Source organism: Pseudomonas frederiksbergensis (assembly GCF_900105495.1).
GTDB classification, from domain to species: Bacteria; Pseudomonadota; Gammaproteobacteria; order Pseudomonadales; family Pseudomonadaceae; genus Aquipseudomonas; species Aquipseudomonas frederiksbergensis.
Genome location: NZ_FNTF01000002.1, coordinates 3,438,504 through 3,462,367 on the forward strand (window position 1 = coordinate 3,438,504; position 23,864 = coordinate 3,462,367).

The 23,864-nt window shown below is 59.5% G+C and carries 26 protein-coding genes; 7 read left to right on the forward strand and 19 right to left on the reverse strand.

Going from position 1 to position 23,864, the window contains the following annotated elements:
- Positions 1–10 precede the first annotated feature (10 nt).
- From BLW70_RS16260 to BLW70_RS16310, 11 genes are all read right to left on the reverse strand, one after another.
- Positions 11–652: a transposase gene (locus BLW70_RS16260; RefSeq protein WP_074875556.1), complete on the reverse strand. Its 642-nt coding sequence runs from the start codon at positions 650–652 to the stop codon at positions 11–13.
- Positions 649–1,353: a hypothetical protein gene (locus BLW70_RS16265; RefSeq protein WP_328586403.1), complete on the reverse strand. Its 705-nt coding sequence runs from the start codon at positions 1,351–1,353 to the stop codon at positions 649–651. Before BLW70_RS16265 ends, BLW70_RS16260 begins: the two co-directional genes overlap by 4 nt.
- 312 nt (positions 1,354–1,665) lie before the next feature.
- Entirely contained in the window at positions 1,666–1,845 is a 180-nt protein-coding gene (locus tag BLW70_RS16270; RefSeq protein WP_074875560.1) for a hypothetical protein, read from the reverse strand.
- Positions 1,846–2,147: 302 nt separating this feature from the next.
- Positions 2,148–3,017: an isocitrate lyase/PEP mutase family protein gene (locus BLW70_RS16275; protein WP_074875562.1), complete on the reverse strand. Its 870-nt coding sequence runs from the start codon at positions 3,015–3,017 to the stop codon at positions 2,148–2,150.
- Between the two features lie 129 nt (positions 3,018–3,146).
- Entirely contained in the window at positions 3,147–4,184 is a 1,038-nt protein-coding gene (gene astA / locus BLW70_RS16280) for an arginine N-succinyltransferase (RefSeq protein ID WP_074875564.1), read from the reverse strand.
- Between the two features lie 61 nt (positions 4,185–4,245).
- Positions 4,246–5,262 (reverse strand): arginine N-succinyltransferase, encoded by a 1,017-nt coding sequence (locus BLW70_RS16285; protein WP_074875566.1) that lies wholly within the window; start codon positions 5,260–5,262, stop codon positions 4,246–4,248.
- Positions 5,263–5,381: 119 nt separating this feature from the next.
- Positions 5,382–6,731 carry an APC family permease gene (locus tag BLW70_RS16290; RefSeq protein WP_074875568.1) on the reverse strand — a complete coding sequence of 450 codons (1,350 nt, stop codon included), beginning with the start codon at positions 6,729–6,731 and terminating at the stop codon, positions 5,382–5,384.
- A gap of 57 nt (positions 6,732–6,788) precedes the next feature.
- Positions 6,789–7,541 (reverse strand): N-formylglutamate amidohydrolase, encoded by a 753-nt coding sequence (locus BLW70_RS16295; RefSeq protein WP_074875570.1) that lies wholly within the window; start codon positions 7,539–7,541, stop codon positions 6,789–6,791.
- The gene (locus BLW70_RS16300; RefSeq protein ID WP_074875572.1) at positions 7,525–8,856 is read right to left on the reverse strand and encodes a glutamine synthetase family protein; all 1,332 of its coding nucleotides are present in this window, start codon (positions 8,854–8,856) and stop codon (positions 7,525–7,527) included. The genes BLW70_RS16295 and BLW70_RS16300 overlap by 17 nt, the downstream gene beginning before the upstream one ends.
- Positions 8,853–9,497, reverse strand: coding sequence for a cysteine hydrolase family protein (locus BLW70_RS16305; protein WP_074875574.1), 645 nt, complete (start codon positions 9,495–9,497; stop codon positions 8,853–8,855). The genes BLW70_RS16300 and BLW70_RS16305 overlap by 4 nt, the downstream gene beginning before the upstream one ends.
- 2 nt (positions 9,498–9,499) lie before the next feature.
- Complete coding sequence (locus BLW70_RS16310) at positions 9,500–10,354, reverse strand: MurR/RpiR family transcriptional regulator (protein ID WP_074875576.1); 855 nt, start codon at positions 10,352–10,354, stop codon at positions 9,500–9,502.
- A 341-nt stretch (positions 10,355–10,695) separates the two neighbouring features.
- Between BLW70_RS16310 and BLW70_RS16315 the strand changes: the two genes are divergently transcribed.
- Together BLW70_RS16315 and cobF are read left to right on the forward strand one after the other, a co-directional pair.
- A complete protein-coding gene (locus BLW70_RS16315; protein WP_074875578.1) occupies positions 10,696–11,268 on the forward strand; it encodes a histidine phosphatase family protein in 573 nt (190 codons plus the stop codon).
- Entirely contained in the window at positions 11,268–12,023 is a 756-nt protein-coding gene (gene cobF, locus BLW70_RS16320; protein WP_074875580.1) for a precorrin-6A synthase (deacetylating), read from the forward strand. The genes BLW70_RS16315 and cobF overlap by 1 nt, the downstream gene beginning before the upstream one ends.
- Before the next feature lie 77 nt (positions 12,024–12,100).
- On the opposite strand, the gene ftrA is transcribed toward cobF, so the two are convergent.
- On the reverse strand, positions 12,101–13,117 hold the full coding sequence (gene ftrA, locus BLW70_RS16325; RefSeq protein WP_074875582.1) for a transcriptional regulator FtrA: 1,017 nt from the start codon (positions 13,115–13,117) through the stop codon (positions 12,101–12,103).
- 101 nt (positions 13,118–13,218) lie between these two features.
- Here ftrA and BLW70_RS16330 point away from each other — a divergent pair, with 101 nt between their 5' ends.
- The gene (locus BLW70_RS16330) at positions 13,219–13,653 is read left to right on the forward strand and encodes a rhodanese-like domain-containing protein (protein ID WP_074875583.1); all 435 of its coding nucleotides are present in this window, start codon (positions 13,219–13,221) and stop codon (positions 13,651–13,653) included.
- 113 nt (positions 13,654–13,766) lie between these two features.
- Here BLW70_RS16330 and BLW70_RS16335 read toward each other — a convergent pair whose 3' ends face one another.
- The gene (locus tag BLW70_RS16335; RefSeq protein ID WP_074875585.1) at positions 13,767–14,402 is read right to left on the reverse strand and encodes a type 1 glutamine amidotransferase; all 636 of its coding nucleotides are present in this window, start codon (positions 14,400–14,402) and stop codon (positions 13,767–13,769) included.
- 259 nt (positions 14,403–14,661) lie between these two features.
- On the opposite strand from BLW70_RS16335, the gene BLW70_RS16340 reads away from it, so the two are divergent.
- The 3 genes from BLW70_RS16340 to BLW70_RS16350 all read left to right on the forward strand — a co-directional run bounded on the left by BLW70_RS16340 (position 14,662) and on the right by BLW70_RS16350 (position 17,646).
- Positions 14,662–15,441 carry an ABC transporter substrate-binding protein gene (locus BLW70_RS16340; RefSeq protein WP_074875587.1) on the forward strand — a complete coding sequence of 260 codons (780 nt, stop codon included), beginning with the start codon at positions 14,662–14,664 and terminating at the stop codon, positions 15,439–15,441.
- Positions 15,442–15,639: 198 nt separating this feature from the next.
- The gene (locus BLW70_RS16345; protein ID WP_074875589.1) at positions 15,640–16,752 is read left to right on the forward strand and encodes a succinylglutamate desuccinylase/aspartoacylase family protein; all 1,113 of its coding nucleotides are present in this window, start codon (positions 15,640–15,642) and stop codon (positions 16,750–16,752) included.
- 177 nt (positions 16,753–16,929) lie between these two features.
- The gene (locus BLW70_RS16350) at positions 16,930–17,646 is read left to right on the forward strand and encodes an alpha/beta hydrolase (RefSeq protein WP_074875591.1); all 717 of its coding nucleotides are present in this window, start codon (positions 16,930–16,932) and stop codon (positions 17,644–17,646) included.
- Between the two features lie 3 nt (positions 17,647–17,649).
- Here the strand turns inward: BLW70_RS16350 and BLW70_RS16355 are convergent, their stop codons facing one another.
- The 3 genes from BLW70_RS16355 to BLW70_RS16365 all read right to left on the reverse strand — a co-directional run bounded on the left by BLW70_RS16355 (position 17,650) and on the right by BLW70_RS16365 (position 20,286).
- Complete coding sequence (locus tag BLW70_RS16355; RefSeq protein ID WP_074875593.1) at positions 17,650–18,237, reverse strand: DcrB/PsbP domain-containing protein; 588 nt, start codon at positions 18,235–18,237, stop codon at positions 17,650–17,652.
- 141 nt (positions 18,238–18,378) lie between these two features.
- On the reverse strand, positions 18,379–19,176 hold the full coding sequence (locus BLW70_RS16360) for a hypothetical protein (protein ID WP_074875595.1): 798 nt from the start codon (positions 19,174–19,176) through the stop codon (positions 18,379–18,381).
- Positions 19,177–19,389: 213 nt separating this feature from the next.
- On the reverse strand, positions 19,390–20,286 hold the full coding sequence (locus BLW70_RS16365) for a LysR family transcriptional regulator (RefSeq protein ID WP_074880615.1): 897 nt from the start codon (positions 20,284–20,286) through the stop codon (positions 19,390–19,392).
- Between the two features lie 111 nt (positions 20,287–20,397).
- Between BLW70_RS16365 and BLW70_RS16370 the strand changes: the two genes are divergently transcribed.
- Complete coding sequence (locus BLW70_RS16370; RefSeq protein WP_074875597.1) at positions 20,398–21,000, forward strand: NADPH-dependent F420 reductase; 603 nt, start codon at positions 20,398–20,400, stop codon at positions 20,998–21,000.
- Positions 21,001–21,233: 233 nt separating this feature from the next.
- Here BLW70_RS16370 and BLW70_RS16375 read toward each other — a convergent pair whose 3' ends face one another.
- The 3 genes from BLW70_RS16375 to BLW70_RS16385 are packed head-to-tail and all read right to left on the reverse strand — an operon-like array spanning position 21,234 to position 23,827.
- Positions 21,234–22,415: an acetyl-CoA C-acetyltransferase gene (locus tag BLW70_RS16375; RefSeq protein WP_074875599.1), complete on the reverse strand. Its 1,182-nt coding sequence runs from the start codon at positions 22,413–22,415 to the stop codon at positions 21,234–21,236.
- Between the two features lie 11 nt (positions 22,416–22,426).
- Positions 22,427–23,092 (reverse strand): CoA transferase subunit B, encoded by a 666-nt coding sequence (locus tag BLW70_RS16380; protein WP_074875601.1) that lies wholly within the window; start codon positions 23,090–23,092, stop codon positions 22,427–22,429.
- Positions 23,093–23,128: 36 nt separating this feature from the next.
- Positions 23,129–23,827: a CoA transferase subunit A gene (locus BLW70_RS16385; RefSeq protein WP_074875602.1), complete on the reverse strand. Its 699-nt coding sequence runs from the start codon at positions 23,825–23,827 to the stop codon at positions 23,129–23,131.
- Between the last annotated feature and the right edge of the window lie 37 nt (positions 23,828–23,864).

Sequence of the window (23,864 nt, forward strand, 5' to 3'; positions counted from 1 at the left end):
TAGTCAGTAACTATCCTCGTTCAAGCAGTGACAGCGTATTTTCATAGAGCGCTGTTTCCTGCATGGCGATACCGGGGTAAGTCGGTACGTAGTTTTCGTCGAAGCACCAGGCTTCTTCGGTTTTAACCGATTGCTGAGGATGAATAAGCAAACTCAACGATGCGGACATACTTTTCGGTGGAAGCTGTTTGTGCACTTCCTGTAGTGGAAGCATGTGCAGAACTTCCCCGGGTGCAAGTTTAAGTACTCGCTCTTCACCGAGTACGGGCCTTCTTCCGGCTTGTAACGGAGTTTGATCCAGTATCTTTCGCGAGACGGTTGTGTAGCCGTCACCGCCGTAACCCACGGCATAGAGTTCGAAGTCATGGGTGTGGTTCAGGTCATAGATGAACGTTTCACTTTCATCTTTTGACGTGACCGGAGACCAAAAACCCAATCGGACAGTAAACAGATCGTTGTAGTGCAGTACAAATGCATAAGCGCCGTATAGACTGTTTTTGGTACTGAAACCCGCTTGTTGAATAGTGGTGTAAAGGTGCTCGCTCAGCAACGTACGGTTTGTTGCCAGTTGACGCAGATCTTCCACGATCTTTGGCTTGTCTCGCTCCAGATCGTAAGTCGTCATACGCTCAACGAAAGTCTTTAGTTTCATGCCGCTTCACTCTGGTCGAGTAAAAGATTCAGGCGGCTGTTTTGCAGATTTCTCAACAGCGGTATGTAATGCAATGCGGCGCGGGGATCCGTTTGCTGTATTACCTGAAATGCCTTCCAGGCGACAGCGGGGTGGTAGTGATAGATCAATTCTTCGGCCACTCTGAATGCCCCGGGATCCTGTGCGGCTTCAAGCAGCTCAAGGCTCACCAGGTACCGTGCGGCGCTATCGTCATGAGGGAACCAGGCGATTTTGTTCAATGAAACACGGTCGAAAACACTGATGTCTGCGCTTCTGTCTGGCAGGTTGATGCTGCCGATAAATGCCGGATGCCCGTATCCAGTCGGGTTGCTATCGAACAGGACCTTCGTGCCGTCGATGAACAACGGGTTACTGGCATCTACGATGACCAGCTCTGCGCGAGTCAGATGATCTTCTTCGAGCGCGTAAAGCTGAATACAAAACGATTCTGCGTTGATCGCAAATAAAACACTGTTGCCGGGTACGGAATAAAGTTGCTCGGACGCCGGTGTGTTATCAGGTGCCTTGAGGCTGATATTGCCATTTTTATTACAATGTAATGTCAATGTTCCGGTATGGATGTTCGTCAGTTTCATGATTTCAGCACGGCGAGATGAATCTAAAGTGTGTGCTGTTTGTTCGGGTAGCTGGTCTGCGAGATTTTTTACTTCGACACTCATGTCCAGTGTCTTGATGCTGGTGATAAGTTGTGAAGGTGTAAGGTCAGGGTCGAGCAACGTTTTTATCATGAAGAATTCTGCTTGGCTTTTTATGGTTTCTAATGAGGCGGAACAGATGTTTTAGCAAATGGAATAGTTCAGTCTATTATTGTTAGGGTAGTTGCTTTTAACTCATCAAGCCCATCAGTTGTTAAGAGACGTCAGAGGCTGAATGGTGTGGCCACTGACGTCGGTTTAACAAATGGGGGATGGTGCTTCCAGGCAGGTACGAACATCTGGCTGGGTGCGACCCCGGTAAATCGTTATAAGGTCTTAATCCTGGGCTGATACGTTACGGTATTTCTTGATTTCGTGAATGTTGCCTACGTTAAATCGAAGCCCGTCCCAACCAGGACAGTTGGACTCGTGAGTGGATTTTGTCGGTGTGGTGATGACTTTGGCTTCGGCGCGCAATAGCGGGGAGTTTTCCCAGTTGCTGGTAGTGGTTTTCATAAGGTTTCCTTTGATAGGGGTTGAGTGAGGATAAAGCGCTTGTCGTATAAGTAGCGATATTGCTTTGAGTTTGTTGCTGTCTGGGTTAAATATTTTTTGTTATTTAACGGTTTGGAGATTATAGAGGGCGATATTTAATATCAACTTTGGAGTTGTTATTAAATATTGGTGTTTGTTTTTAAGTGTGTATTTTGGGGGCGACAGATGACAGCCATTCGGCTCAAGATCTTGCAATCCCGCCGGTGACATTGCGTCTACCGGCCGAATTACAAGTCGCTTCAGGAGCCGAAATCAGAGAGGAATCATTCCTTAACGCTCATAAACTCTTCCGCCCAACGGATGTATTCCTCAGGCTGCGTATAGGTATGAGTCAACTCTGTCGCATTCAGGTCCGACGCCTGATTAAAGATCTGCCGCTGTTCCCGCAGGCTGTCATACGTGGCCTTGATCGCGGCGAAGTAGGCGCCGTGACCATCGATGGTGACCCGCACGCCGAGTTCGGCCAGGCGTTTGTCGTCGCGCAGCAACGGGTTGCCGTAGGTGACCAGCATCAGCGGCACGCTCAGGTGCTCGGCGATTTGTTCGAGATGGTCGAAGTCCCGCACGCCCACCATGCAAATCCCGTCCGCACCGGCCTGCTGGTAATGACAGGTACGGCTGATGACTTCCTGTACCGGCAGGATGCCGGCGTTGGTGCGGGCGATGATTGCCATTTCCGAGTCGACCCGGGCTTCCAGTGCTGCACGAATCTTGCCGACGCCTTCCGCCACCCCGATCAGGTCGGTGGACTTGCGGCCGAACTGGGCGGGCAGCAAGGTGTCTTCGATGGTCAGGGCGGCGACGCCGGCGCGCTCGAGTTCGACGATGGTGCGCATGACGTTGAGCGCGTTGCCGTAGCCGTGGTCGGCGTCGGCGATCACCGGCAGTTGGGCGACGCGGCCAATGCGAGTGGCCTGCTCGGCGAATTCGCTGAGGGTGATCAAGGCAAAGTCAGGCGCGCCCAGTACCTGTAACGATGCGACTGAACCGCCCAGGATCCCTACCTCAAAACCCAGGTCAGCGGCAATGCGGGCCGACATCGGGTCGAAGACCGAGGCGGTGTGATAGCAGGCGCTGGAGGCGAAAAGCTCGCGAAAGTTACGGCGTAAATCTTGATGAGAAAGCCTGGACATATGAGTTCCACCACTGCAAAGGGCATGGAAAGGCTTGAGCAAAAGTGTCAACGCCGAAGGAACAAAAGGCTATCACGCGGGCGGGGAAAGGATGATGACGATTTTCAGAGGCGAATGGACCTGCGTCGGTCACGCCGCCACTGACTGCTGCTGTTGTTGATTAAGCAGTGGCACGGCGCGCACCGAATTGCCGGGTTGCAGTTGCAGGCGTTTGGCGGTGAGGCGGTCGACGATCAGGCTGTTGCCCACCAGTCTGCCCTGGGCGGCGGTGATGCGGCAGTTTTCCAGGCGACGGTTATGGATCAGCCACACCGGGGCCTGCTCGTCGGGTGTGCCGATGGCCAGCACCAGCGGTTGGCTGTCGCGCACGGTGCGGATATTCGAGACCGGGGCTTCGATCACCGGGCCCGCGTCAAAGATGTCGATGTAACCCTTATGGGCAAAACCTTCGGCGGTGAGGATTTTCAGGGCCGGTTCGGTGTTCGGGTGCGCCTTGCCGATCACGGCCTGGGCCTGTTCGGTGAGCAGGCAGGTGTAAAGCGGTTGGCGTGGCATCAGTTCAGCGATGAACGACTTGCTGCCCAGCCCCGACAAGTGATCGGCGTGGCTGAAATCCATCTTGAAGAAGTGCCGGCCCAGGCTGTCCCAGAATGGCGAACAACCTTGTTCGTCGGCGCTGCCACGCAGTTCGGCGATGAGTTTGTCGCCGAACAGGTGCGGAAACTCGGCCACAAACAACAGCCGCCCCAACGACAACAATCGACCGTTACTGCCCTGGCGTTGATCAGGACGTAGAAACAGCGAGCAAATCTCCGATTGGCCGGTCATTTCATTGTTCAGGAACAACGTCGGAATCTGACGCCGGATACCCAGGTCTGGTGACGAACTGACCGTGAGCCCGACGCGGTAGTTGTACCAGGGCTCGCGCAGGCCTACGGCGCCGACCAGGGCGCTGACACCCACCAATTGCTGGTCGTCGTCTTCGAGCACGAAGAGGTAATCAGCATCGGCGCGTTCGACCTGTTCGGCGAAGGTTCGTTGAGCCCAGCGTACCCGGTGGGACAGGCGTTCCTCGTTGGCCGGCAGGGTAGTGAAGCCGGGGCCGGCCTGGTGCACCAGGTCCAGCAAGGCGGGCAGGTCGGTGACGCGAACCGGGCGGACAATCATGATGCAACTCCTTCTGCACGCCCGCTCGGGCGCTGTCGTTGGGCGCGGGGCCGGGTGATGCTCACAGGGCGATCAGCCGGATCGGGCTGCCTTCGGTCACGTTCAGGGCGGCGCACATTTCGCCGCTCAACCTCACAGGTTGCCCGGCCTGGTAATCCAGATCGGCAACGATGGCGCGGTAGTCCTTCAGCGAATCGTTGCACACCAGATAGCTGCCACGGGCATCGATGGACGCACCCGGTTTCACCGTGCCGGTCTGGCTCTGGGCGATGGAGCGGATGCCGGGAGTGCGCGCATACAACGTCGGACCGCCGTCGAACAGGTCGATGTAGCTGTTGGTCTCGAAGCCTTCGCGCTCGAGGATATCGAAAGCCTCCTGGCCATCGGGGTGGATGCGGCCGATGCAGTCCTGCGCCGCCTGGGGCAGCATCGGCACGTAGATCGGGTATTGCGGCATCAGTTCGGCGAGGAAAGTACGGCTTTCCAGGCCGCAAAGTCGCTCGGCCTCGACGTAGGGCAGGTCGAAAAAGTGCTTGCCCACCGCATCCCAGAACGGCGAGTGCCCGTCATCGCTGCTGAAGCCGACGATCTCGGTGATGACGGCTTCGGAAAAGCGTCGCGCGTGGGCGGCGATGAACAATAGCCGCGCCCGGGACAGCAGTTCAGAGAACCGTGTGCGCACCAGCGCTGCGTCAATATGAAAACCGCGCAGCAAGGTATGGCCGCTGAGGTCGTGGCACAACGACAACGCGGGCACGCCGTGCTCGATGTTCAGCTCCCGCGAGGCGCTGGTGAAATGCCGGTTGCGCAGGCTGTAGAACGGCTCGCTGAAACCGGCGGTGGCGAGGATCTCCGAGCAGCCCACCAAGCGCTCTCGGGTCAGATCTTCCAACACGAAGAAATAGTTCTCCGGGCCGTGACTCTCAACGTCTTTTTCAAACGAGGCGCAGGAGTCGAGAATCTTCTCGCGCAGGCATTCGGTGTCGTCCGGCAAGGACGTAACGCCTACCAGACTGTCGCGCGCCAGTTGCTGCAACTGGGGCAGGTCGGTTAACTCGACTGGACGTAAGACCAGCATGGATGCACTCCTGTATCAAAGGGTTCAGCGGTTGACACCGAACCTGACTATCACTGTCGGTTTCCACGCGTTCAATCGGCGGTCGCCTGAATTTTTGTCAGACGCCGCTCTTTTTCTTGTCAGCCGTTGCTTGGGTCAGGCAGTGCTGCGCGGCTGCCCAGCTTGTTGAGTACAAACAGGTAGACCAGGCCCAGGGCAATCCAGATCAGGCCGAGTTTCTGCGCATCGACGCCCATGTTGTACATGATCGCCGCGACGATAACGAAGCCGATCACCGGGCAGATCAGGTGACGGATGACCTGGCCGGATTTCTGCCGGCGCCAGTAGTAGTTGATGACCGTCAGGTGCAGCAACATGAAACCGCTCAGTGCGCCGAAATTCACCAGCGAGGTAAGGGTGTCCACCGAGTTGATGAACAGGTAGCAGATCAGCAGCGACAGCACGGCCACCAGGTAGATGCTCACGTACGGCGTGTTGTGTTTGGGATGAATCTTGGCCAGAACCTTTGGCAACTTGCCGTCCCGGGCCATGCCGAACAGCAGGCGAGACACTGCCGCTTGGGAGGTGATTGCCACCGCAACGCCCCAGGCCAGTGCGGTCGCCACGGCGGTGAGGGTGGCCAGCCAGCTGCCGGCCGCGAGTTCAGCGATTTCATAAAAAGCCGTGTCAGCCGTTTTGAAACCCATACCGGCCGCCAGATCGGTCGCAATCCAGGTCTGCACGACGAAGATCACGCCCATGACCACCAGCGTGATCAGCGCGGCCTTGCCGACGCTGCGGCCCGGGTCACCCTTGATCTCTTCGGCGAGGGTGGAAATCGCATCGAAACCGAGGAACGACAGCACCGCAATCGACACCGCTTGCATCAGCAGGGCGAAGTTGAATGTCTCGGGGTTGTACAACGGCGCCAGTGTCAGCTGACCGTTACCGCCGCCACTGTGCAGTGCGTTCCAGGCGTAGAACAGGAAGATCCCCAGCACCACCAGTTGCGCCAGCAGAAAGATGATGTTCATTCGCGCGGTGAAGGTGATGCCGCGCAAGTTAACGAAGGTCGCGCTGACCAGGAAGGCCAGGATGAAACCGACCTTCGGAATGTCCGGGTACAAATGATTCAGGGCCATGGCCGCGTACACATACAGCAGCGGCGGAATCAGCAGGTAATCGAGGAGCATCAGCCAGCCGGCGATAAACCCTGCGTGCGGGTTCAGGCCCCGTTGCGCGTAGGAATAAACCGAACCGGCAATCGGAAAGGCCCGTGCCATGCTGCCGTAACTCAGGGCCGTGAAGAGCATCGCCACCATGCCGATGATGTACGCCAGCGGTACCAGCCCTGGCGCCTCGGCGTTGACGTAGCCATACACACCGAACGGTGCGATGGGGATCATGAAGATCATCCCGTACACCACCAGGTCGGTCAGCGACAGGCTGCGTTTCAACTCTTGCTTGTAGCCGAATTCTTCTATTTCCATGAAGCCTTTCTCCTTGGGATGAAAGCAGCTGCAAGCTGCGAGTTTGAAGCGATTGCTTTACAACAGTGGCGCCAGGTATTCGGTAAAACGACGGACATTTTCAGGCGTGCGCAGCAGGTCGTTGCGCACCTCGATCAACACCGATTCCAGCCCTCGTGCATCGCCATGGACCGGCACGGTCATGTCGCCCAGCGGGTTGATTTTGTACGGTTCATTACCGGCAACCTTCAATGGATGCCGGCCCAAGCCATCGATCAAACGCTGGGCATATTCCATGCTCTTGCCAAACAACACGCCGACTTCCAGCGTACGGGGCTGGCCGTGATAGACCGGTGTGAAACTGTGAATTCCCACCACCCGCAGCGCTCGTCCTTGAGCGACACGCTCGTCGATCAAGTCAGTCAGACGCGAATGAAACGGCTCGAACAAGGATTGCCGACGGTACTCGCGGGTGGCTTCATCCAGGTCCCGGTTGCCCGGCACCTGATAGATTTCGCTCTGTGCCGGAATGCTGTCCGGGGCTTGCAGCGGTCGGTTGAGGTCCACCAGCAGCCGCGAATAATTGGCCGCCAACAGGGTTGCGCCCAATGCGCGGGACAAACCCTCGGCCAGCGCCAGGGCGCCGATGTCCCAGGCGATGTGCTCGCGGGCCGCCTCGTGACTCAAGCCCAGGTCATTCAACCCGGCGGGAATAAAACGGCTGGCGTGCTCGCACACCAGAATCAACGGGTGATCGGAGTCTTCCCGACTCAGGGTGTACGCGGGCCCGGTGTAAAGACCGAACTCAGCAGATTCAGTACAGGCGCGCATAGTGCTCACAGCGTTCGGCGGGCGACAGCTGTTCCGTCAGGGTCAGTTCCTCGGTTTTCAGGGCGAAGTAGGTTTCCAGCAACGCGCTCGGCAGGGCCTCGATCAGTGCCTCGCTGTTGCGCAGGCAATCCAGGGCCTGGGCAAGGGACGCGGGCAGGGCGACGATGCCGCGCGCCTGGCGTTGTTCTTCGTTCAGTGCGTCGGGGACTTCATTGGTGATTGCGTTCAAGGCCAGGCGTTGTTCGATGCCCAACCGGCCGGCAATCAGCAGCGCAGCCATGGCCAGGTGCGGCGAGGACGTGGCGTCCATGGCGCGAAATTCCAGGTTGTATTGCGACGCCACCGATTTGCCGCCCAGGCTTGTCGTCGGGCAGATTCGCAGCGCCGCTTCACGGTTGCGTTGCCCGAGGCACGCGTAGGATGCGCTCCAGTGGTGGGGCTGCAAACGCTCGTAGGATACCGGCGTCGGCGCGGTAAACGCACAGAGTGCGGGCAGGTAATGCAGGATGCCGGCGGCCCAGTGCTGGCCGAGAGTCGACAAGCCATTGGTGGTGCCGGCGTCATACATCACCGGCTGACCAGCCAGATCCAGCAGGCTGACGTGCAGGTGCACGCCGTTGCACACCGCATGCTCCGAGGTCTTGGGCGCGAAGCTCAACGCCAGGCCCATTTGCCGGGCGATCTCGCGAGTGATTTCACGCACGTTCACCGCGCGATCGGCAGCGGCCACTCCAAGGGTCGGGCGACAGGTGATTTCGTATTGATGCTTGCCGTACTCGGGCAGGAACATTTCCGGCTCGACGCCACCGGCCCGCAGGGCGCCGAGCAGCCAACCGCCAAACTCGGCCCCCTGACGCTGGGCTTGCAGGGAAAACGCCAGGTGTTCAACGTCGCCGGTGTTCAAGTTGAATTCATGCTCAAACGCTGCATTGATTTGCAAGCCCAATTCGGCGCGATAACGCTCCACCTCGTTGCGCAACAACGTACGCGGGCAGGCTCCCCACGGGCGGCCATCGGTTTCGCAAATGTCGCTGTGCATGAAATCCAGTGCCGGGGCACTGGCATCCGGGCCGTTGTCGACCGTCACTCGACTGAGCAGATCGGGCATCAGTCGCAAATCACCATAAGCGCCCCACGGGTTGGCGTAGGCGATGATGTCTTGCGGGGTCAGCGCACTGTTGGCCGGCACCCAGCCACACCCCATCTTTAGATAGCGCTCGAGTTCGTCCGTGGGAAAGGAGCGTCCACGCGTGACGCCGATCAGGTCGGTGGTGACGAGGGTGGTCATGGGCAGTGGCAGCAGGCGCTCGCTCATGGCTGCATCTCCTGCAACCGGCCGAGCACGGTCTGGGTGTCGGTAATCCAGCAGTAACCCCTGATTGCATTCAGGCACGCCTGATGCCGCGCAGGCGTGTAAGTCGCGCAGGCATCTTCCACCAGCGTCACCAGATAACCGCGGTCGGCGGCATCACGCACGGCCATGTCCACGCACTGGTCGGTGACGATGCCGGCGATGATCAGGTGCCGCGTCCCGAGGTTGCGCAGCACGTAGTCGATGTTGGTGGAATTGAAGACCCCGGACGAGGTCTTGGGCAGCACGATTTCGTTTTCTGCCGGGGTCAGGTCGTCGATGATCCGTGCTGGCGGGCTGCCCTTGGGCAAGTGCATGTCCGAGAGCTTGTGGTCCAGCGAGCGGTCGCGGCCATCGGCGGTGAGGCTTTCGATGATCGTGTGCAGCACGTTTTGCCGGGCGCTGCGAAAAGCGCTGAGCAGCCGGCGTTGATTGGGAACCACCTGCATGTGGGTGCGGGTCAGGAAGTATTCGGCATCCGGCCCGTTGAGGTGCGGGTCGAACTGCGGCTCAAGCCAGGCGCGTTGCATGTCCACCAGTAACAGCGCGGTGTGATCGGTGACGAAGGGCAAATCCCGAGGTGAGTGGTGGGGGAGCTTGAACATCCTTATTTTTCCTCCAGCAGGTGGGTGTCGAAGTCGGTCCGCAGGGCGTCGATGCCTTCCAGGCGATCGGCCAGGTCCGGACTGCGCAGGGTCAGGCAGGCGATCAGCGCCTCGACCTGGGCCAGCGCCGGAACCAGGGTGTCGAAGGCCGACACCGATTCCACTGGCGCACTGATGATCAGGTCGGCCATTTCCCGCAACGGTGAAGCATAGATGTCAGTGAACAACACCACGCGTGCATAGCGACTTTTCGCCGCATTGGCCACGCGCAGGGCCTGTGACTGGTAGCGGCGATAGTCGAACACCAGCACCACGTCCTGGCGCTGCACGTCGAACAAACGGTCGGGCAGTTGCGCGTTGTCTTCCAGGGCGAAACAGCCCGGACGCAGCAAGCGCAAGTGATTGAGTAAATAACTGGCGAGGAAACTGCTGAAGCGCCCGCCGAAGCAATGCACCTGATGGCGGGTGTCGAGCAGCCATTCCAGCAGAATTCGCACATCTTCGGGTTGGGTCAGCGCATGGGTGTCCACCAGCGCTCGATGGCTGTGCGCCAGATATTGGCTCCAGGCGTCGCCTTTCTGAAGATGAGCACGGGGTTGCAACAGGGTGCTGGGAGAACGGAGGCGGTGGTCCATGTCGCTGAGCAGGGCATCCTGGAAATCGGCATAACCGCTGAAACCCAGTTTTTTGACCAGTCGCACGATGGTGGGATCGCTGACACCGGCATGTTCGGCCAAACGTGACATCGGGCCCAGTCCGTTACGCGGGTACTGGTCCAGCAAGGCACGGATCACTTTGCGTTCCGACGGCGTAAGGTCCAGGCCGGGATCGGTGATCAGGTCTCTGAGAGAAGGCATCCGGGCTCCTGCTGGATGGATATGTCGGTTTCATTTCATAAATTGCTAAAACAGTATTTATGTAGCGGACTCAACATGTCTAGTGAATTTTTCAATGGATTTTTAACGTTAGAAAAAAGGGCGAAAACCCCGTGGGCTGTGGGCTACATGGAAGTCGACAGAGCTTGTAGGCCATCGCCCATAGTGGTGTCGGATATCGCTGATTTTTTCAGGCGGGTGTGGGTTGAAACCTGTGTTTGCCCGATCAAACGAAACGCCCTGGATCGCGCTTCTTGCGGCACAATTGGCCAATTGTTTGCGGCGTGTTGCCGTTTTCCATTCCATCGACAGAGTGATCCTTCGTGCAGGCAACCCGTTTGACTTTGATGTGCCACGCTCGAACCGTCGCACAAAAATTGGCGTGTTTTCCTACAAATGAGCCAATAGAAATGGATTGGCAATCGGCAAGGGGATCGCGTCGTGCTCAGTTCAAGGGGACGCCGCGACTAGTATGTGGACCTGAACTGCGAACCCGGCAAACCGCCGAGCTGTTCGGCAGCGCCGTGGAAATTGTCGAGGCATTGAGGGATTGCGATTTCGGGCGCTGGCAAGGCGTGCGGATCGACGATCTGCAAAAAAACGCAGCCGAAGCGCTGCAGACCTGGCTCGATGATCCGAATTCGGCGCCCCATGGCGGCGAGTCGGTGGCGCAACTCGCAGGACGGGTGGCCGCGTGGCTGAAAACCCTGGAGGCCACACCGGGACACATCGTTGCCATCACCCATCCGTTTGTGATTCGCGCCGCGCTGACGCAGGTGCTGCAAAGCGCAGCGTTCAACCTGATCGATGTTGAACCGCTGTCGGCCATCGAGTTGCGGTTCAACGGCCGTTGGCGTTTACGCTTGTTGGGCACTGAGCCTGAAGGAGCCTATTGATGAAAAAACTTCTGGTCATCGGCATCGGCGCCGGCAACCCCGACTACATCACCATGCAAGCCGTGAAAGCGCTGAACCTCGTCGACGTGTTTTTCCTCATGGACAAGGGGCAGAGCAAGGACAAGCTGATCGACCTGCGCCGAGAGATCTGCGAACGCTACATCACCGATCGCGACTACCGCTTCGTCGAAGCCCACAGCCCGGAGCGCGAACGCGGTGATGTGGACTACAAGGCCAGCGTGGAAGATCTCAATCTGGCTAAACAGCGGACGTTCGAACGGTTGATCAGCGAGGAAATGACTGACGAGCAGTGCGGCGGTTTTCTGGTGTGGGGCGATCCGGCGTTGTACGACAGCACCATCCGGATCTTGCAGGCGATTCTGGCCTCGGGCCGGTGCGTCTTCGAATTTGAAGTGATCCCCGGCATCACCAGTGTCCAGGCGCTGGCGGCGCAACATAAAGTGCCGCTGAACCGCATTGGCCGCTCAATTGAAATCACCACTGGCCGACGGCTGGCGGCGGGGCAGGTGAGTGATGCCGACAGCCTGGTGGTGATGCTCGATGCAGAAGATTCCTACCATCAGGTGGCGGATCAGGAGACAGAGATTTATTGGGGGGCTTACTTGGGCACGCCGGATGAGATTTTGATCAGCGGCAAGCTCAAGGATGTGGCGGATGAGATCGAGCGAGTGCGCAAGGCGGCCCGGTTGGAGAATGGGTGGATTATGGATACCTATCTGTTGCGCAAGCCTTGAGAAAATTGTTGTCTGGGCTGGCCTCATCGCGAGCAGGCTCACTCCCACATTAGACCGCGTCCGTCCAGACAACTCGGTCAACTGTGGGAGCGAGCCTGCTCGTGATGAGGCCCTAAAGAACACCTCAAAAAATCGCCTTTGACTCCAAACCGCTCCCGATACACCGACGGCGGCACGCCGACCACGCTGCGAAACGCCACCCGAAAACTCTCCACCGAGCGATATCCGCAGCGCTGGGCAATCTGGTCGGTGTTCTGGCTCGTGCTTTCAAGCAGCTCGCGAGCCCGGCCCAGGCGCTCATGCTGCAACCAGGCCTTGGGCGGCATGCCGGTGGCTTCAGTGAAGCGGCGCAGAAACGTCCGTTCACTCATCGCCGCTTCACTCGCCAGCTCGCGCACCTCCAGCGGTTCATGCAAACGCTCGCGTGCCCACTGCATGACGCGCGACAAATCGCTACGCGGCGTAGGACTGACCGGTGTCGGAATGAACTGCGCCTGGCCGCCGGTGCGTTGCGGCGACATCACCAGCCGCCGCGCCACCGAGTTGGCCACTTGCGTACCGAAGTCCCGCGCCACCAGATGCAGGCAGGCATCGATACCGGCAGCGCTGCCGGCCGAGGTGATCAGCTGACCTGAATCGACATAGAGCACGTCCGGGTCCACCAGAATGTTCGGAAACCGCTCGGCCAGCTCAGAGGTGTAGCGCCAGTGCGTGGTGGCGCCGTGACCGTCGAGCAAACCGGTGGCCGCCAGCACGAACACACCCGAGCAGATCGACAGCAGCCGCGCACCCCGCGCATGGGCTTGGCGCAGGGCCGCGATCAATGCCTCAGGCACCGGGGCGCTGCGGTCACGCCAGCCGGGAATGATGATGGTCCGGGCATCTTCGAGCAGCTCCATGCCGCCATCGGCCAGCACTTGAATACCGCCCATGGCGTGCATCGGGCCCTGATCGACCGCGGCGATCCGGTGCTCGTACCAAGGGAAGTCGAATTCCGGACGGGCCAGGCCGAAGATCTCCACGGCGATGCCGAACTCGAATGTGCAGAGGCCGTCGTAGGCCAGAATCGCGACCAATCCTGGGGTGGGCTGCATTTGGCGGAAAGTTCCCGGTGAGTGTCTTGTGCGCCACTGTAGCCGCAAGCGCCGGGTGGATAAAGTCTTCTCACACCCACCGAGACTTTGGAGTACAGCCCATGACCAGCCTGGTCCGAGAGATTCCCGCCGCCCCATCGGCCATCGCCCTGATGCATTTCAGTAACCGTCTGACCTTCGAAACCGACTGTTCCGACGTTCACGGCAGCCAACAGGCCGGCGAAGTGGATTTTGTCCTGATAGACGTGCGCGGCCCGCTCGCGTTCGAGCGTGGCCATGTGCCGGGAGCGATCAATATTCCGGGGCGACTGCTGAACGCTGCAAGCCTGGCGGCCTACCCGAAAACCAGCCTGTTCGTGGTGTATTGCGCCGGGCCCCACTGCAACGGTGCCAACAAGGCTGCGGTGAAACTGGCGGCGCTGGGGTACCCGGTCAAGGAAATGATCGGCGGGGTGACCGGGTGGCTGGATGAAGGGTTTGAGTTGAGCGTTGCTGTGCAACGGCCTGCCAGCAGCGTGATCGGTTGCGAATGTTGATGTAGTCGAAAAGATCGCAGCCTCGTTTTCACTCGACAGCTCCTACAGGCAATCGCGTAGACCTGTAGGAGCTGTCGAGTGAAACGAGGCTGCGATCTGTTGATCTTGCTTCTTTAAACCTGTGCCGACCACCACCCATCAAGCGTCACCTGCAACCATTCGAACACGGTTGCATAGGCGGCGCTGTCCTGTTGACCCCGAGGTAGCGGTGACTCGTCGCCAAAGTGTTCATTGAGCGTTGCCACCGATTCAGCCGTCCATTCCGGATGAAACTGCAAACCCACCCGCGTCGGCCCGACGCAAAACATCTGCTGCTCGCACTGATCACTGCTGGCCAGCAACTGCGCGTTTGGCGGCAGGTCGATGGCGTCTTCGTGCCATTCCAGCACTTGTAACGTCTGGCCATCGACAAAGGTCACGGGCGTCCAGCCGGTCTCCCATCGATCCATCCGTCGCACATTCCCGCCCAGGCTCCGCGCCAGTAACTGCGCCCCCAGACAAATCGCAAACACCGCCGCGCCTTGATCCAGGCTGCCGGCCAACCACTGGCGTTCAGCTTCCAGCCAGGCCGGCCCGGCGTTGGACTCATAAGGCCCGCCCAACAGAATGACGGGCGCTGCACTGACTGGCGGCAACTGGCCGAGGTCGGCGCGAAACACGTTCAAGGTCAAACCTCGGGACGTGGCCCACGTGGCAATGGCGCCGGGACCTTCGGCAGGGTGGTGCTGGATCAGGTTCAACGTGGCCATAAGGGCTCTCTTGTAGTTTTTACTTGTAGGTTTTGTCTGAAAAAAGGACTTGTCCTACAGTCTTTGCACCGGCTTGGCGCACGCTTCAAGGGACTCGTATCCCTCGGCTGCTTTTCTATAAGTATTTGTCGCTTAAACACAATTGACCCTCCTGAAGCCGCTCTAGACTGCCGGCCACTTCGGTGCTTTCCAATCGGAACCCGCCACCGAATGCCAATCGAAAGCTGCCAATAAAAGCCTCCGCACACAGGAGTTATAAATGAAGAAGCTAGTGATGTTCGGTGCCCTGGCACTGTCGATGTTGTCCCTGACGGCCGTGGCCGAAGACGCCAAGCCGATCCGCCTCGGTATCGAAGCCGGTTACCCGCCATTCTCGATGAAAACCGCTGACGGCAAACTCACCGGCTTCGACGTGGACATCGGCGACGCACTGTGCGAGCAGATGAAAGTGAAATGCACCTGGGTCGAGCAAGAGTTCGACGGTCTGATCCCGGCGCTGAAGGTCAAGAAAATCGACGCAATCCTGTCCTCCATGACCATCACCGACGATCGCAAAAAGAACGTCGACTTCACCATCAAGTACTACCACACCCCGGCGCGCTTCGTGATGAAGGAAGGCACCGACATCAAGGATCCGCTGACCGAACTCAAAGGCAAGAAAGTCGGTGTGCTGCGCGCCAGTACCCACGACCGCTTCGCCACTGAAGTGCTGGTGCCGGCCGGGATCAACCTGGTTCGCTACGGCTCCCAGCAGGAAGCCAACCTGGACATGGTCGCCGGTCGTCTCGATGCGATGCTGGCCGACTCGGTCAACCTGGACGACGGTTTCCTGAAAACCGACGCCGGCAAAGGCTTCGCTTTCGTCGGCCCGACCTACGAAGACGCCAAGTACTTCGGCGGCGGCGCCGGTATTGCCGTGCGCAAGGGCGATACCGCTTTGGCTGAGAAATTCAACACTGCCATCAACGAAATCCGCGCCAACGGCAAGTACAAGCAAGTGCAAGACAAGTACTTCGACTTTGACGTTTACGGCCATTAATCACGCCGTTCAAAAAAGTGGCAACCGTTGACGCGGTTGCCACTTTTTTTATGCTCTCTCTGTTGAAATAAGATCCCTGTGGGAGTGAGCCTCGCGAAAGCGGTTTTTCAGTGGTAAGTCTTTTGCCTGACACACTGCTTTCGCGAGCAGGCTCGCTCCTACAGGTGATTTTCGCCGTTCAGATATTCAGGAGTTTCCATGCAACGCATCGACCATTCACTGCCCTGGAGTCACTTGGGCACCGAACGCACCCTCAGCGTGTTTCGTTATGGCGCGGGCACTCGCAAGGTCTACATCCAGGCCAGCCTGCACGCGGATGAACTGCCGGGCATGCGCACGGCGTGGGAACTGAAAAAGCGTCTGGCCGAACTCGAAACCCAGGGCCAGTTGCAGGGCGTGATCGAACTGGTCCCGGTGGCCAATCCCATCGGCCTCGATCAACACCTGCAAGGCAGCCACATGGGCCGCTTCGAGCTGGGCAGCGGCAAGAACTTCAACCGCTCCTTCGTCGAACTCAGCGCACCGGTGGCCGAGTTAATCGGTGATCGCTTGGGCAGTGACGCGGCGGCCAACATTGCGCTGATTCGCCAAACCATGGGCCAGGTACTCGACGATTTGCCGGCACCGGCCTCGCAGCTTGAAGCCATGCACCGTTTGCTGTTGCGCCACGCCTGTGAGGCCGACATCACTCTCGATCTGCATTGTGATTTCGACGCGGCGATTCATCTGTACGCCTTGCCGCAACACTGGCCGCAGTGGCAATCCCTGGCGGCGCGTTTGAAGGCCGGGGTGGCGTTGCTCTGCGAAGACTCCGGCGGCAGTTCATTCGATGAGTCGTGTTCAACCCCGTGGTTGCGCCTGGCCAGGGCTTTCCCAGAGGCCGCGATACCGCCGGCCAACCTGGCGACAACGCTGGAACTGGGCAGCATGGGTGATACCCGCGTCGATCAGGCCCAAGCCAATTGCGAGGCGATTCTCGGCTTCCTCGCCGAGCAGGGTTTCATCAAAGGCGCTTGGCCTGCGGCCCCGAGCGAATGCTGTGAAGGCATGCCGTTCGAAGGCACCCAATACCTGTTCGCGCCGCATCATGGGGTCGTCAGTTTTCTGCGCGACTCGGGTGAGTGGGTGGAAAAAGGGGATGCGCTGTTCGAAGTGGTCGATCCATTGAACGATCGGGTCACCACTGTTTGCGCCGGGACCAGTGGGGTGTTGTTTGCGATTGACCGTGGGCGCTATACGCAACCGGGGACCTGGCAGGCGAAGGTGGCGGGGCGCGAGCCGATTCGGGTCGGGAAACTCGTCAACGATTGAAGATCCTCACTGATCGTTCCCATGCTCTGCGTGGGAATGCCTCAACGGACGCTCCGCGTTCGGCTTCTGGGACGCAGAGCGTCCCGGGCTGCATTCCCATGCAGAGCATGGGAACGATCAAAGGCCAAAAGAGGTGTTAGGCTCTGCCCCGAATCCTGCACTTGTGAAGGAAGGTTTATGTTGAAGTTTCTCGCTCTGCTGACACTCCTGGCGTCCACCGCCGTCCACGCTCAAACCCCGCTGCAAACCGATCTGCCGCTCAAGTACCTGGAGCAGGCCAACTCTGAATCGCGCCATCAGCCCCTGGTGATTTTCCTCCACGGTTTTGGCAGTAACGAAGAAGACCTGTTCGACATCAAGGATGAACTGCCCGCGTCATACAACTACCTGTCGGTACGCGCACCGATGGTGATAGAGGAGGGCCGTTATCAGTGGTTTCGCCAGAAAGGTGATGGCGCCTATGACGGCGAGACAGATGATTTGAAGGCCAGCGGCGCAGTGTTGCTGGATTTTGTCGCACAGGCGGCGAAGAAGTATCACACCGAACCTAATAAGGTATTCCTGGTGGGTTTCAGCCAGGGCGCGATGATGTCCTACGAGGTGGCCCTGCGTCATCCTGAGGCGGTGGGCGGGATCGCGGCGTTGAGCGGGCGGATTCTGCCAGTGCTCAAGTCCGGGTTGAAACCCGATGAAAAACGCCAGCAGCTGGCGATTTTCATTGGTCATGGCACCGCCGACACACTCCTTCCCTACAAGGACGGCACGGACGCCGACAGCCTGTTGCAGAGCCTGTCACTCAAGCCTGAATTTCATGCCTACCCTGGCGTCGGTCACAGCATTACTGCCACCGAGATACAAGACTTGAGCGCCTGGTTGCAGCGTCTCAATCCCTGACGCTTACTTGCCGCTGACGATCTGTTTGACCAGCGTCTCGTGGCCAGCATTGTCACTGAGGCGGGAAATCACCTGAACGATCGCCATGCGCGTGTTGGAGGCGGCCATCAGCGTAGTGTCGAGGGTTTTGCCGCCGCCCTGGGTGGCGGTGCTGTCGATCTGTCGCAGTCCCAGGCCCGTGCCTTTCTGGGTCAGGCTCTTTTCGCTGAGCTTGGTGAAGTCCGGCAGCGCCGTGGCTTGTTGGGTGGCGAAGTCAGACGCCACGGAGTCGAGGAACTGACCGTCGTTGTCTTTGACGTTGAGGCCGCCGGGGATGGTGTTTTCAGCGGCGATCACGACAGTTTTAGTCGCCTGATTGGTGTACATGGTGCCCGTTGCCCCGCCGGTGCCGGTGGCCGCGTCGCCGGCAGGCAACGGGTTGGCGACGAAGCCTTTGGGCAGGGTGAACTTGAACTTGCCGCCGAGCATCGAGACTTTCTGTGCTGGCGCGGTATCGCTGGCAGTGGCCTTGGCGGCCTGCGCATTCAGCGCTCCCAGACTGGCAACCGCCGTCAACAACAGCACAACGGCTTTTTTACTCAACAATGACATTCAGAAACTCCAGGGATGGTCGCGCGTTCGGCGCAATCATCCCATGGAATCCACTTTCTGGCAGCCCTCAGCCCTGTAGCAGGGGGACAGCGGTGTTACGCCTGATTCTGCGGCTAGAGAGTTCTCTTTAAGACCATGGTGTTACGTGTTGGCCTTCTGCAAGTTTTTCGATACGGTCGAACTGTCTTTTGAACTCATTAGCAGTCTCTTCGTCACCAGCAACATCCCCAATGAAACCACCACTCCCATCGCGAATCCCCACCAACCAAACTTCGGCAACGTCAGCGCCAACACCAGGCAAAACGCGGCGAACGAATACATCCCGGTTGCGGTGGCCCGCAACAATGCCGCGGTAAACGCGGGGCCGCGGGTTTGCTGGGAGAACACCGCCATCACGCTGCCCAGCACCGGGAACACTGCGAGCAGACCGCTCCAGCGTTCGCCGACGGTGCTGGCCAGCAACGTGACGGCGAGGGTGAGCAGGGCACCGGCAATCATGCGCAACAGCAATTTGTCGGACTTCGGCGCCGGGCCAGAAATGATCGGCTGTACCGAGGGAAACAGATAGGGCGCCGCCAGCAGAGCGGTCGCGGCGGCGATCACCGAGAACACCAGGGACGGCGGAATCAACGACAGCACAACGGCCACCGTGGCCCAGACTAACAGCGAAATCACCAGCGCCCACGGCCATTTCGCGCGTTGTGCAACCTGAGCGTAGGTCACGCAAAAGGCAATCATCGCGAACATCGCCGACAGCGCTGCCGTCGCCGATTGAGCGGCGAACACCTGGCCCTGCTCGATGGCGAGAAAGAACAGAATCGGCCCGACCACCACCGGCAACCCCGACAACCAACCGGCGACACTCGGTCCCCAGCGTTTACCGGCCAGGGAAATCAGCAAGAGAAACCCTGGGATGACCAGCAGTTTGAGTAGCAGCACGCACGTACCTCCGACCTGAGTGAGGCGGCAACGTTAGCATTGCGTGGGAGCGATTGCTCTATAGATGTCGTGATTTTGTATACAAATATCAGGGCTTCAATGCTTGATCGTTCCCACGCGCCGCGTGGGAATGCCTCAATGGACGCCCCGCGTCCGCTTCGGCAGGGACGCGGAGCGTCCCGGGCTGCATTCCCACGCAGAGCGTGGGAACGATCAGTCGTGCTTAAGCGCCTCAACGATAAAATCGATGAACACCCGGGTCTTGGCCGGCATTAACGTCCGGCTCGGGTAATACAGCGAAATCGGTCCCGCGTCGGCGTGCCAGTCGGGCAGCAGGCGCACCAGTTCGCCCCGCTGGATATTCGCCAGCACATCCGGCAACACCAGCAGTGTCACGCCCAGGCCGAGGATCGCCGCTTGGCGCATGGCGGCCGGGTCGTTGAGCACAATGTGTTCGTTGAGATTGGCCGGTGCTTCGTTGCCCGCGCCATCGTGCATCAGCCATTGGCGAATCCGTCCGGTGCGGGTGCCGCGCATCACAATGCCGGTGTGTCCGCACAGGTCTGCCGGACTCTCGGGCAGGCTGCGTCCTGCAAGGTAGGCGGGAGAGGCGACTGCCACCACATGCGCCGCCGCCAACGTCCGCGACACCACCCCTGGCATTAACTCGAAACCGCCGCCAATGGCCGCGTCATACCCTTCGGCAATCAGATCCACAGGGCGGTTTTCGAAGTGCCATTCCGGGCGAATCAATGGGTAGCGCGCCAGGAACGCCGGCAGCAGCGGCAACACATGATCGATGCCAAAGGTCGGCGCCAGACTGACCTTGAGCACGCCCGCCGGCTCGCCTTGGTCGCTGCTCACCGCGCTGATGGCGGTCTGTAACGCTTGCAGATTGCCGCCGATGCTCGTCAGAAAGCGTTCCCCGGCCTCGGTCAGCGACAACTTGCGGGTCGAACGCTGGAACAGCCGCACGCCGATGTTGCGTTCGAGCATCGCCACGTTGCGGCTGACAGCGGCAGGGGTCAGGGCGAGCACCCGTGCGGCGGCGGAAAAACTGCCGGTCTCGGCACTGCGGACGAAGGATTCGAGGTTGGCGAGGGTTTCCATGGACATCACCTGATAGTCATGCTTGAAGATCATTCAAGGCATTACCCGCTAATCAAGCGCTAATGGCAAGTGCAGTATTCACTCCAACGACAACCCACGGAGTGAACAACCATGAGCACCATCGGAATCATCGGCGCCGGCGCAATCGGCGCAGCCTTTGCCAGAGCACTGTCGCGTCAAGGCATTGAAGTGGTAATCGCCAACAGCCGTGGGCCGCAAAGTCTGGCCTCGCTGGTGGCAGAACTCGGGCCAACGGCGCGTGCCGGAACCCGCGAGGAAGCCGCTGCGCAAGCCATCGTGCTGGTCGCGGTGAACTGGTCGAAGCTGCCGACCGCGCTCGCCGGCCTGCCGGATTTTGGCGGTCGGATTGTCATCGACGCCAACAACTCAATCGAGGCGCCATCGTTCAAAGCGGTGGATTTGCAGGGGCGGACGTCCAGCGAAGTGTTTGCCGAATGGGTGCCCGGTGCGCGGGTGGTGAAAGCGTTCAATCACCTTCAGGCGCATTTTCTGGAGAGTGATCCGACCGCGGAGGGCGGGCGCCGGGTGCTGTTTCTCTCGGGTGATGATGCCGATGCGAAAGCACAAGTGGCAGCGCTGATCGAACAGTTGGGCTTCTTCGGGATTGATCTTGGGGAATTGAGCGTCGGGGCGCGACTAGTGCAGTTTCCGGGCGGTCCTTTGCCTGCGCTGAACCTGGTGAAATTCGCCTGACGATAGACAAAAAGAACCCGGTGCGACGTGAGTCGCGCCGGGTGTTTTGCCAGACGGCGAACGGATATTCGTGGGTCCCCGCGCCATCTGTTGAACGCTGTTTGATCGTTCCCACGCTCTGCGTGGGAATGCAGCCCGTGACGCTCTGCGTCACTTCCAAAGCCGAACGCAGAGCGTCCGATGAGGCATTCCCACGCAGAGCGTGGGAACGATCCTTGTGACCGAAAAAACGTTTACGCCCGTTCGATCGCCAGTGCCACGCCCTGACCACCACCGATGCACAGGGTGGCGAGGCCTTTCTTGGCGTCACGCTTGATCATTTCATGCAGCAGCGTCACCAGCACTCGGCAACCCGACGCACCGATCGGGTGGCCCAAGGCGATAGCGCCGCCGTTGACGTTGACCTTGTTCAAGTCCCATTCCAGGTCCTTGGCCACCGCCAGAGATTGCGCAGCGAAGGCTTCGTTGGCTTCGATCAGGTCCAGTTGGTCGATGGACCAGCCGGCCTTGTCCAGGCAGCGACGAGTCGCGCTGACCGGGCCGATGCCCATGATCGCCGGGTCTACACCCGCGTTGGCGTAAGCGGCGATTTTCGCCAGCACGGGCAGGCCGAGGGCTTTGGCCTTTTCCGCGCTCATCAGGATCACGGCGGCGGCACCGTCGTTCAGGGACGAGGCGTTACCGGCAGTCACCGAACCGTCCTTCTTGAAGGCCGGTTTCAGTTTGCCCAGGGAGTCGGCGGTGGTGCCGGCCCGTGGTTGTTCGTCAACCTGGAAGGCGACCGGATCGCCCTTGCGCTGAGGAATCAGGATCGGCGTGATCTCGTCGGCAAATCGCCCTGCTTCGATGGCGGCCGTGGCTTTCTGCTGCGAGGCCGCGGCGAAGGCATCTTGCTGTTCGCGGGTCAGGCTGTACTTGTCGGCGAGGTTCTCGGCGGTAATGCCCATGTGGTAATCGTTGAACGCATCCCACAGGCCGTCGCTGATCATGGTGTCGACGATTTGCGCGTGACCCATGCGCAGGCCGGTGCGCGCACCGGGCATGACGTAATTGGACAGGCTCATGTTTTCCTGGCCGCCGGCAATGATCACGTCGGCATCGCCGCAGCGAATTGCCTGAGTAGCCAGGTGCAATGCTTTGAGGCCCGAGCCGCAGACCTTGTTCAGAGTCATCGCCGGCACGGTAAACGGCAGGCCGGCCTTGATCGCGGACTGGCGCGCAGGGTTTTGTCCGGCGCCGGCGGTCAACACCTGGCCCATGATCACTTCATCGACTTCAGCAACGTCCAGGCCGGTTTGCGCCAGCAGCTGACGGATTACCGCAGCACCGAGATCAACCGCGGACACGTTGGCCAGGGCACCCTGGAAACTGCCGATGGCGGTACGGGTGGCGGCGACAATGACGACTTCTTGCATGGAATGATTCCTCACTGGGCAGCGAACTGCATTTCCGGAACGTGATCCGGCACGATCAGTTTACCGGCGGTCTTGGCGACAATCTCCTCGACGCTGACGCCCGGCGCACGTTCCTTGAGAATGAACGCGCCGTTTTCGATTTCCAGGTAAGCCAGGTCGGTCAGCACACGCTTGATGCACCCGGCACCGGTCAGCGGCAGGCTGCATTTGGACAGCAGCTTGGACTCACCGTCCTTGGAGGCGTGGGTCATGATGACGATGATGTTGTCTGCGCCGGCCACCAGGTCCATGGCGCCGCCCATGCCCTTGACCAGTTTGCCGGGAATCATCCACGAGGCGATGTTGCCTTCCACGTCCACTTCGAACGCACCGAGTACAGTCAGGTCGACATGACCACCGCGGATCATCGCGAAGGACTCGGCGGAGGAAAAGATCGACGCACCGATACGCGCAGTCACCGTTTGTTTGCCGGCATTGATCATGTCGGCATCGATGGTGTCTTCGGTTGGAAAGGGACCCATGCCCAGCAAGCCGTTTTCCGACTGCAGCATGACTTCCATGCCTTCGGGGATGTAGTTGGCGACCAGGGTCGGAATGCCGATGCCCAGGTTCACGTAGAAGCCGTCCTGCATTTCGCGGGCGACGCGTTGAGCCATTTGTTCGCGGGAAAGTGCCATTGTTGTTATTCCTTCATTCGGTCCGGGGGCAGGGGATCACTTACGCACGGTGCGCTGTTCGATGCGCTTCTCGAACGTGCCGCAAATGACCCGGTCGACGTAGATGCCAGGGGTGTGGATCTGCGCCGGGTCCAGCTCGCCGGGTTCGACGATTTCTTCGACTTCGACCACAGTGATCTTGCCCGCGGTGGCGGCCAGCGGGTTGAAGTTCTGGGCGGTGTGGCGGTAGATGACGTTGCCGAAATGATCGGCTTTCCAGCCTTTGACGATGGCGAAGTCACCGGTGATGGATTCTTCCATCAGGTACTTGCGGCCATGGAATTCGCGAACTTCCTTGCCGTCGGCTACCGGCGTGCCGACGCCGGTGGCGGTGAAGAACGCCGGGATGCCGGCACCGCCTGCGCGCATTTTTTCGGCGAGGGTGCCTTGGGGAGTCAGGACCACTTCGATAGCACCGCTGAGCAGTTGCTCCTCGAACATTTTGTTCTCGCCGACGTAGGACGCCACCACCTTGCGGATCTGCCGGTCTTCCAGCAGCACGCCGAGGCCGAAACCGTCGACGCCGCAGTTGTTGGAAACCACGGTGAGGTCGCGTGTGCCTTTGCGCTTGATCTCGGCGATGAGGTTTTCCGGAATCCCGCACAGACCGAAGCCGCCAGCGATCACGGTCATGCCGTCTTCAAGACCTGCCAGAGCTTCCTCGTAGGAACTCACGCGTTTGTCGAAACCTGCCATATGCACCTCTTTTATTCTTTGTGGGCGGCTGGCTAGC

Coding starts and splice junctions, on each gene's coding strand:
- BLW70_RS16260 (WP_074875556.1), bottom strand. CDS start 652: ATGAAACTAAAGACTTTCGTTGAGCGTATGACGACTTACGATCTGGAG.
- BLW70_RS16265 (WP_328586403.1), bottom strand. CDS start 1,353: ATGAGTGTCGAAGTAAAAAATCTCGCAGACCAGCTACCCGAACAAACA.
- BLW70_RS16270 (WP_074875560.1), bottom strand. CDS start 1,845: ATGAAAACCACTACCAGCAACTGGGAAAACTCCCCGCTATTGCGCGCC.
- BLW70_RS16275 (WP_074875562.1), bottom strand. CDS start 3,017: ATGTCCAGGCTTTCTCATCAAGATTTACGCCGTAACTTTCGCGAGCTT.
- astA (WP_074875564.1), bottom strand. CDS start 4,184: ATGATTGTCCGCCCGGTTCGCGTCACCGACCTGCCCGCCTTGCTGGAC.
- BLW70_RS16285 (WP_074875566.1), bottom strand. CDS start 5,262: ATGCTGGTCTTACGTCCAGTCGAGTTAACCGACCTGCCCCAGTTGCAG.
- BLW70_RS16290 (WP_074875568.1), bottom strand. CDS start 6,731: ATGGAAATAGAAGAATTCGGCTACAAGCAAGAGTTGAAACGCAGCCTG.
- BLW70_RS16295 (WP_074875570.1), bottom strand. CDS start 7,541: ATGCGCGCCTGTACTGAATCTGCTGAGTTCGGTCTTTACACCGGGCCC.
- BLW70_RS16300 (WP_074875572.1), bottom strand. CDS start 8,856: ATGAGCGAGCGCCTGCTGCCACTGCCCATGACCACCCTCGTCACCACC.
- BLW70_RS16305 (WP_074875574.1), bottom strand. CDS start 9,497: ATGTTCAAGCTCCCCCACCACTCACCTCGGGATTTGCCCTTCGTCACC.
- BLW70_RS16310 (WP_074875576.1), bottom strand. CDS start 10,354: ATGCCTTCTCTCAGAGACCTGATCACCGATCCCGGCCTGGACCTTACG.
- cobF (WP_074875580.1), top strand. CDS start 11,268: ATGAAAAAACTTCTGGTCATCGGCATCGGCGCCGGCAACCCCGACTAC.
- ftrA (WP_074875582.1), bottom strand. CDS start 13,117: ATGCAGCCCACCCCAGGATTGGTCGCGATTCTGGCCTACGACGGCCTC.
- BLW70_RS16330 (WP_074875583.1), top strand. CDS start 13,219: ATGACCAGCCTGGTCCGAGAGATTCCCGCCGCCCCATCGGCCATCGCC.
- BLW70_RS16335 (WP_074875585.1), bottom strand. CDS start 14,402: ATGGCCACGTTGAACCTGATCCAGCACCACCCTGCCGAAGGTCCCGGC.
- BLW70_RS16340 (WP_074875587.1), top strand. CDS start 14,662: ATGAAGAAGCTAGTGATGTTCGGTGCCCTGGCACTGTCGATGTTGTCC.
- BLW70_RS16345 (WP_074875589.1), top strand. CDS start 15,640: ATGCAACGCATCGACCATTCACTGCCCTGGAGTCACTTGGGCACCGAA.
- BLW70_RS16350 (WP_074875591.1), top strand. CDS start 16,930: ATGTTGAAGTTTCTCGCTCTGCTGACACTCCTGGCGTCCACCGCCGTC.
- BLW70_RS16355 (WP_074875593.1), bottom strand. CDS start 18,237: ATGTCATTGTTGAGTAAAAAAGCCGTTGTGCTGTTGTTGACGGCGGTT.
- BLW70_RS16365 (WP_074880615.1), bottom strand. CDS start 20,286: ATGGAAACCCTCGCCAACCTCGAATCCTTCGTCCGCAGTGCCGAGACC.
- BLW70_RS16370 (WP_074875597.1), top strand. CDS start 20,398: ATGAGCACCATCGGAATCATCGGCGCCGGCGCAATCGGCGCAGCCTTT.
- BLW70_RS16375 (WP_074875599.1), bottom strand. CDS start 22,415: ATGCAAGAAGTCGTCATTGTCGCCGCCACCCGTACCGCCATCGGCAGT.
- BLW70_RS16380 (WP_074875601.1), bottom strand. CDS start 23,092: ATGGCACTTTCCCGCGAACAAATGGCTCAACGCGTCGCCCGCGAAATG.
- BLW70_RS16385 (WP_074875602.1), bottom strand. CDS start 23,827: ATGGCAGGTTTCGACAAACGCGTGAGTTCCTACGAGGAAGCTCTGGCA.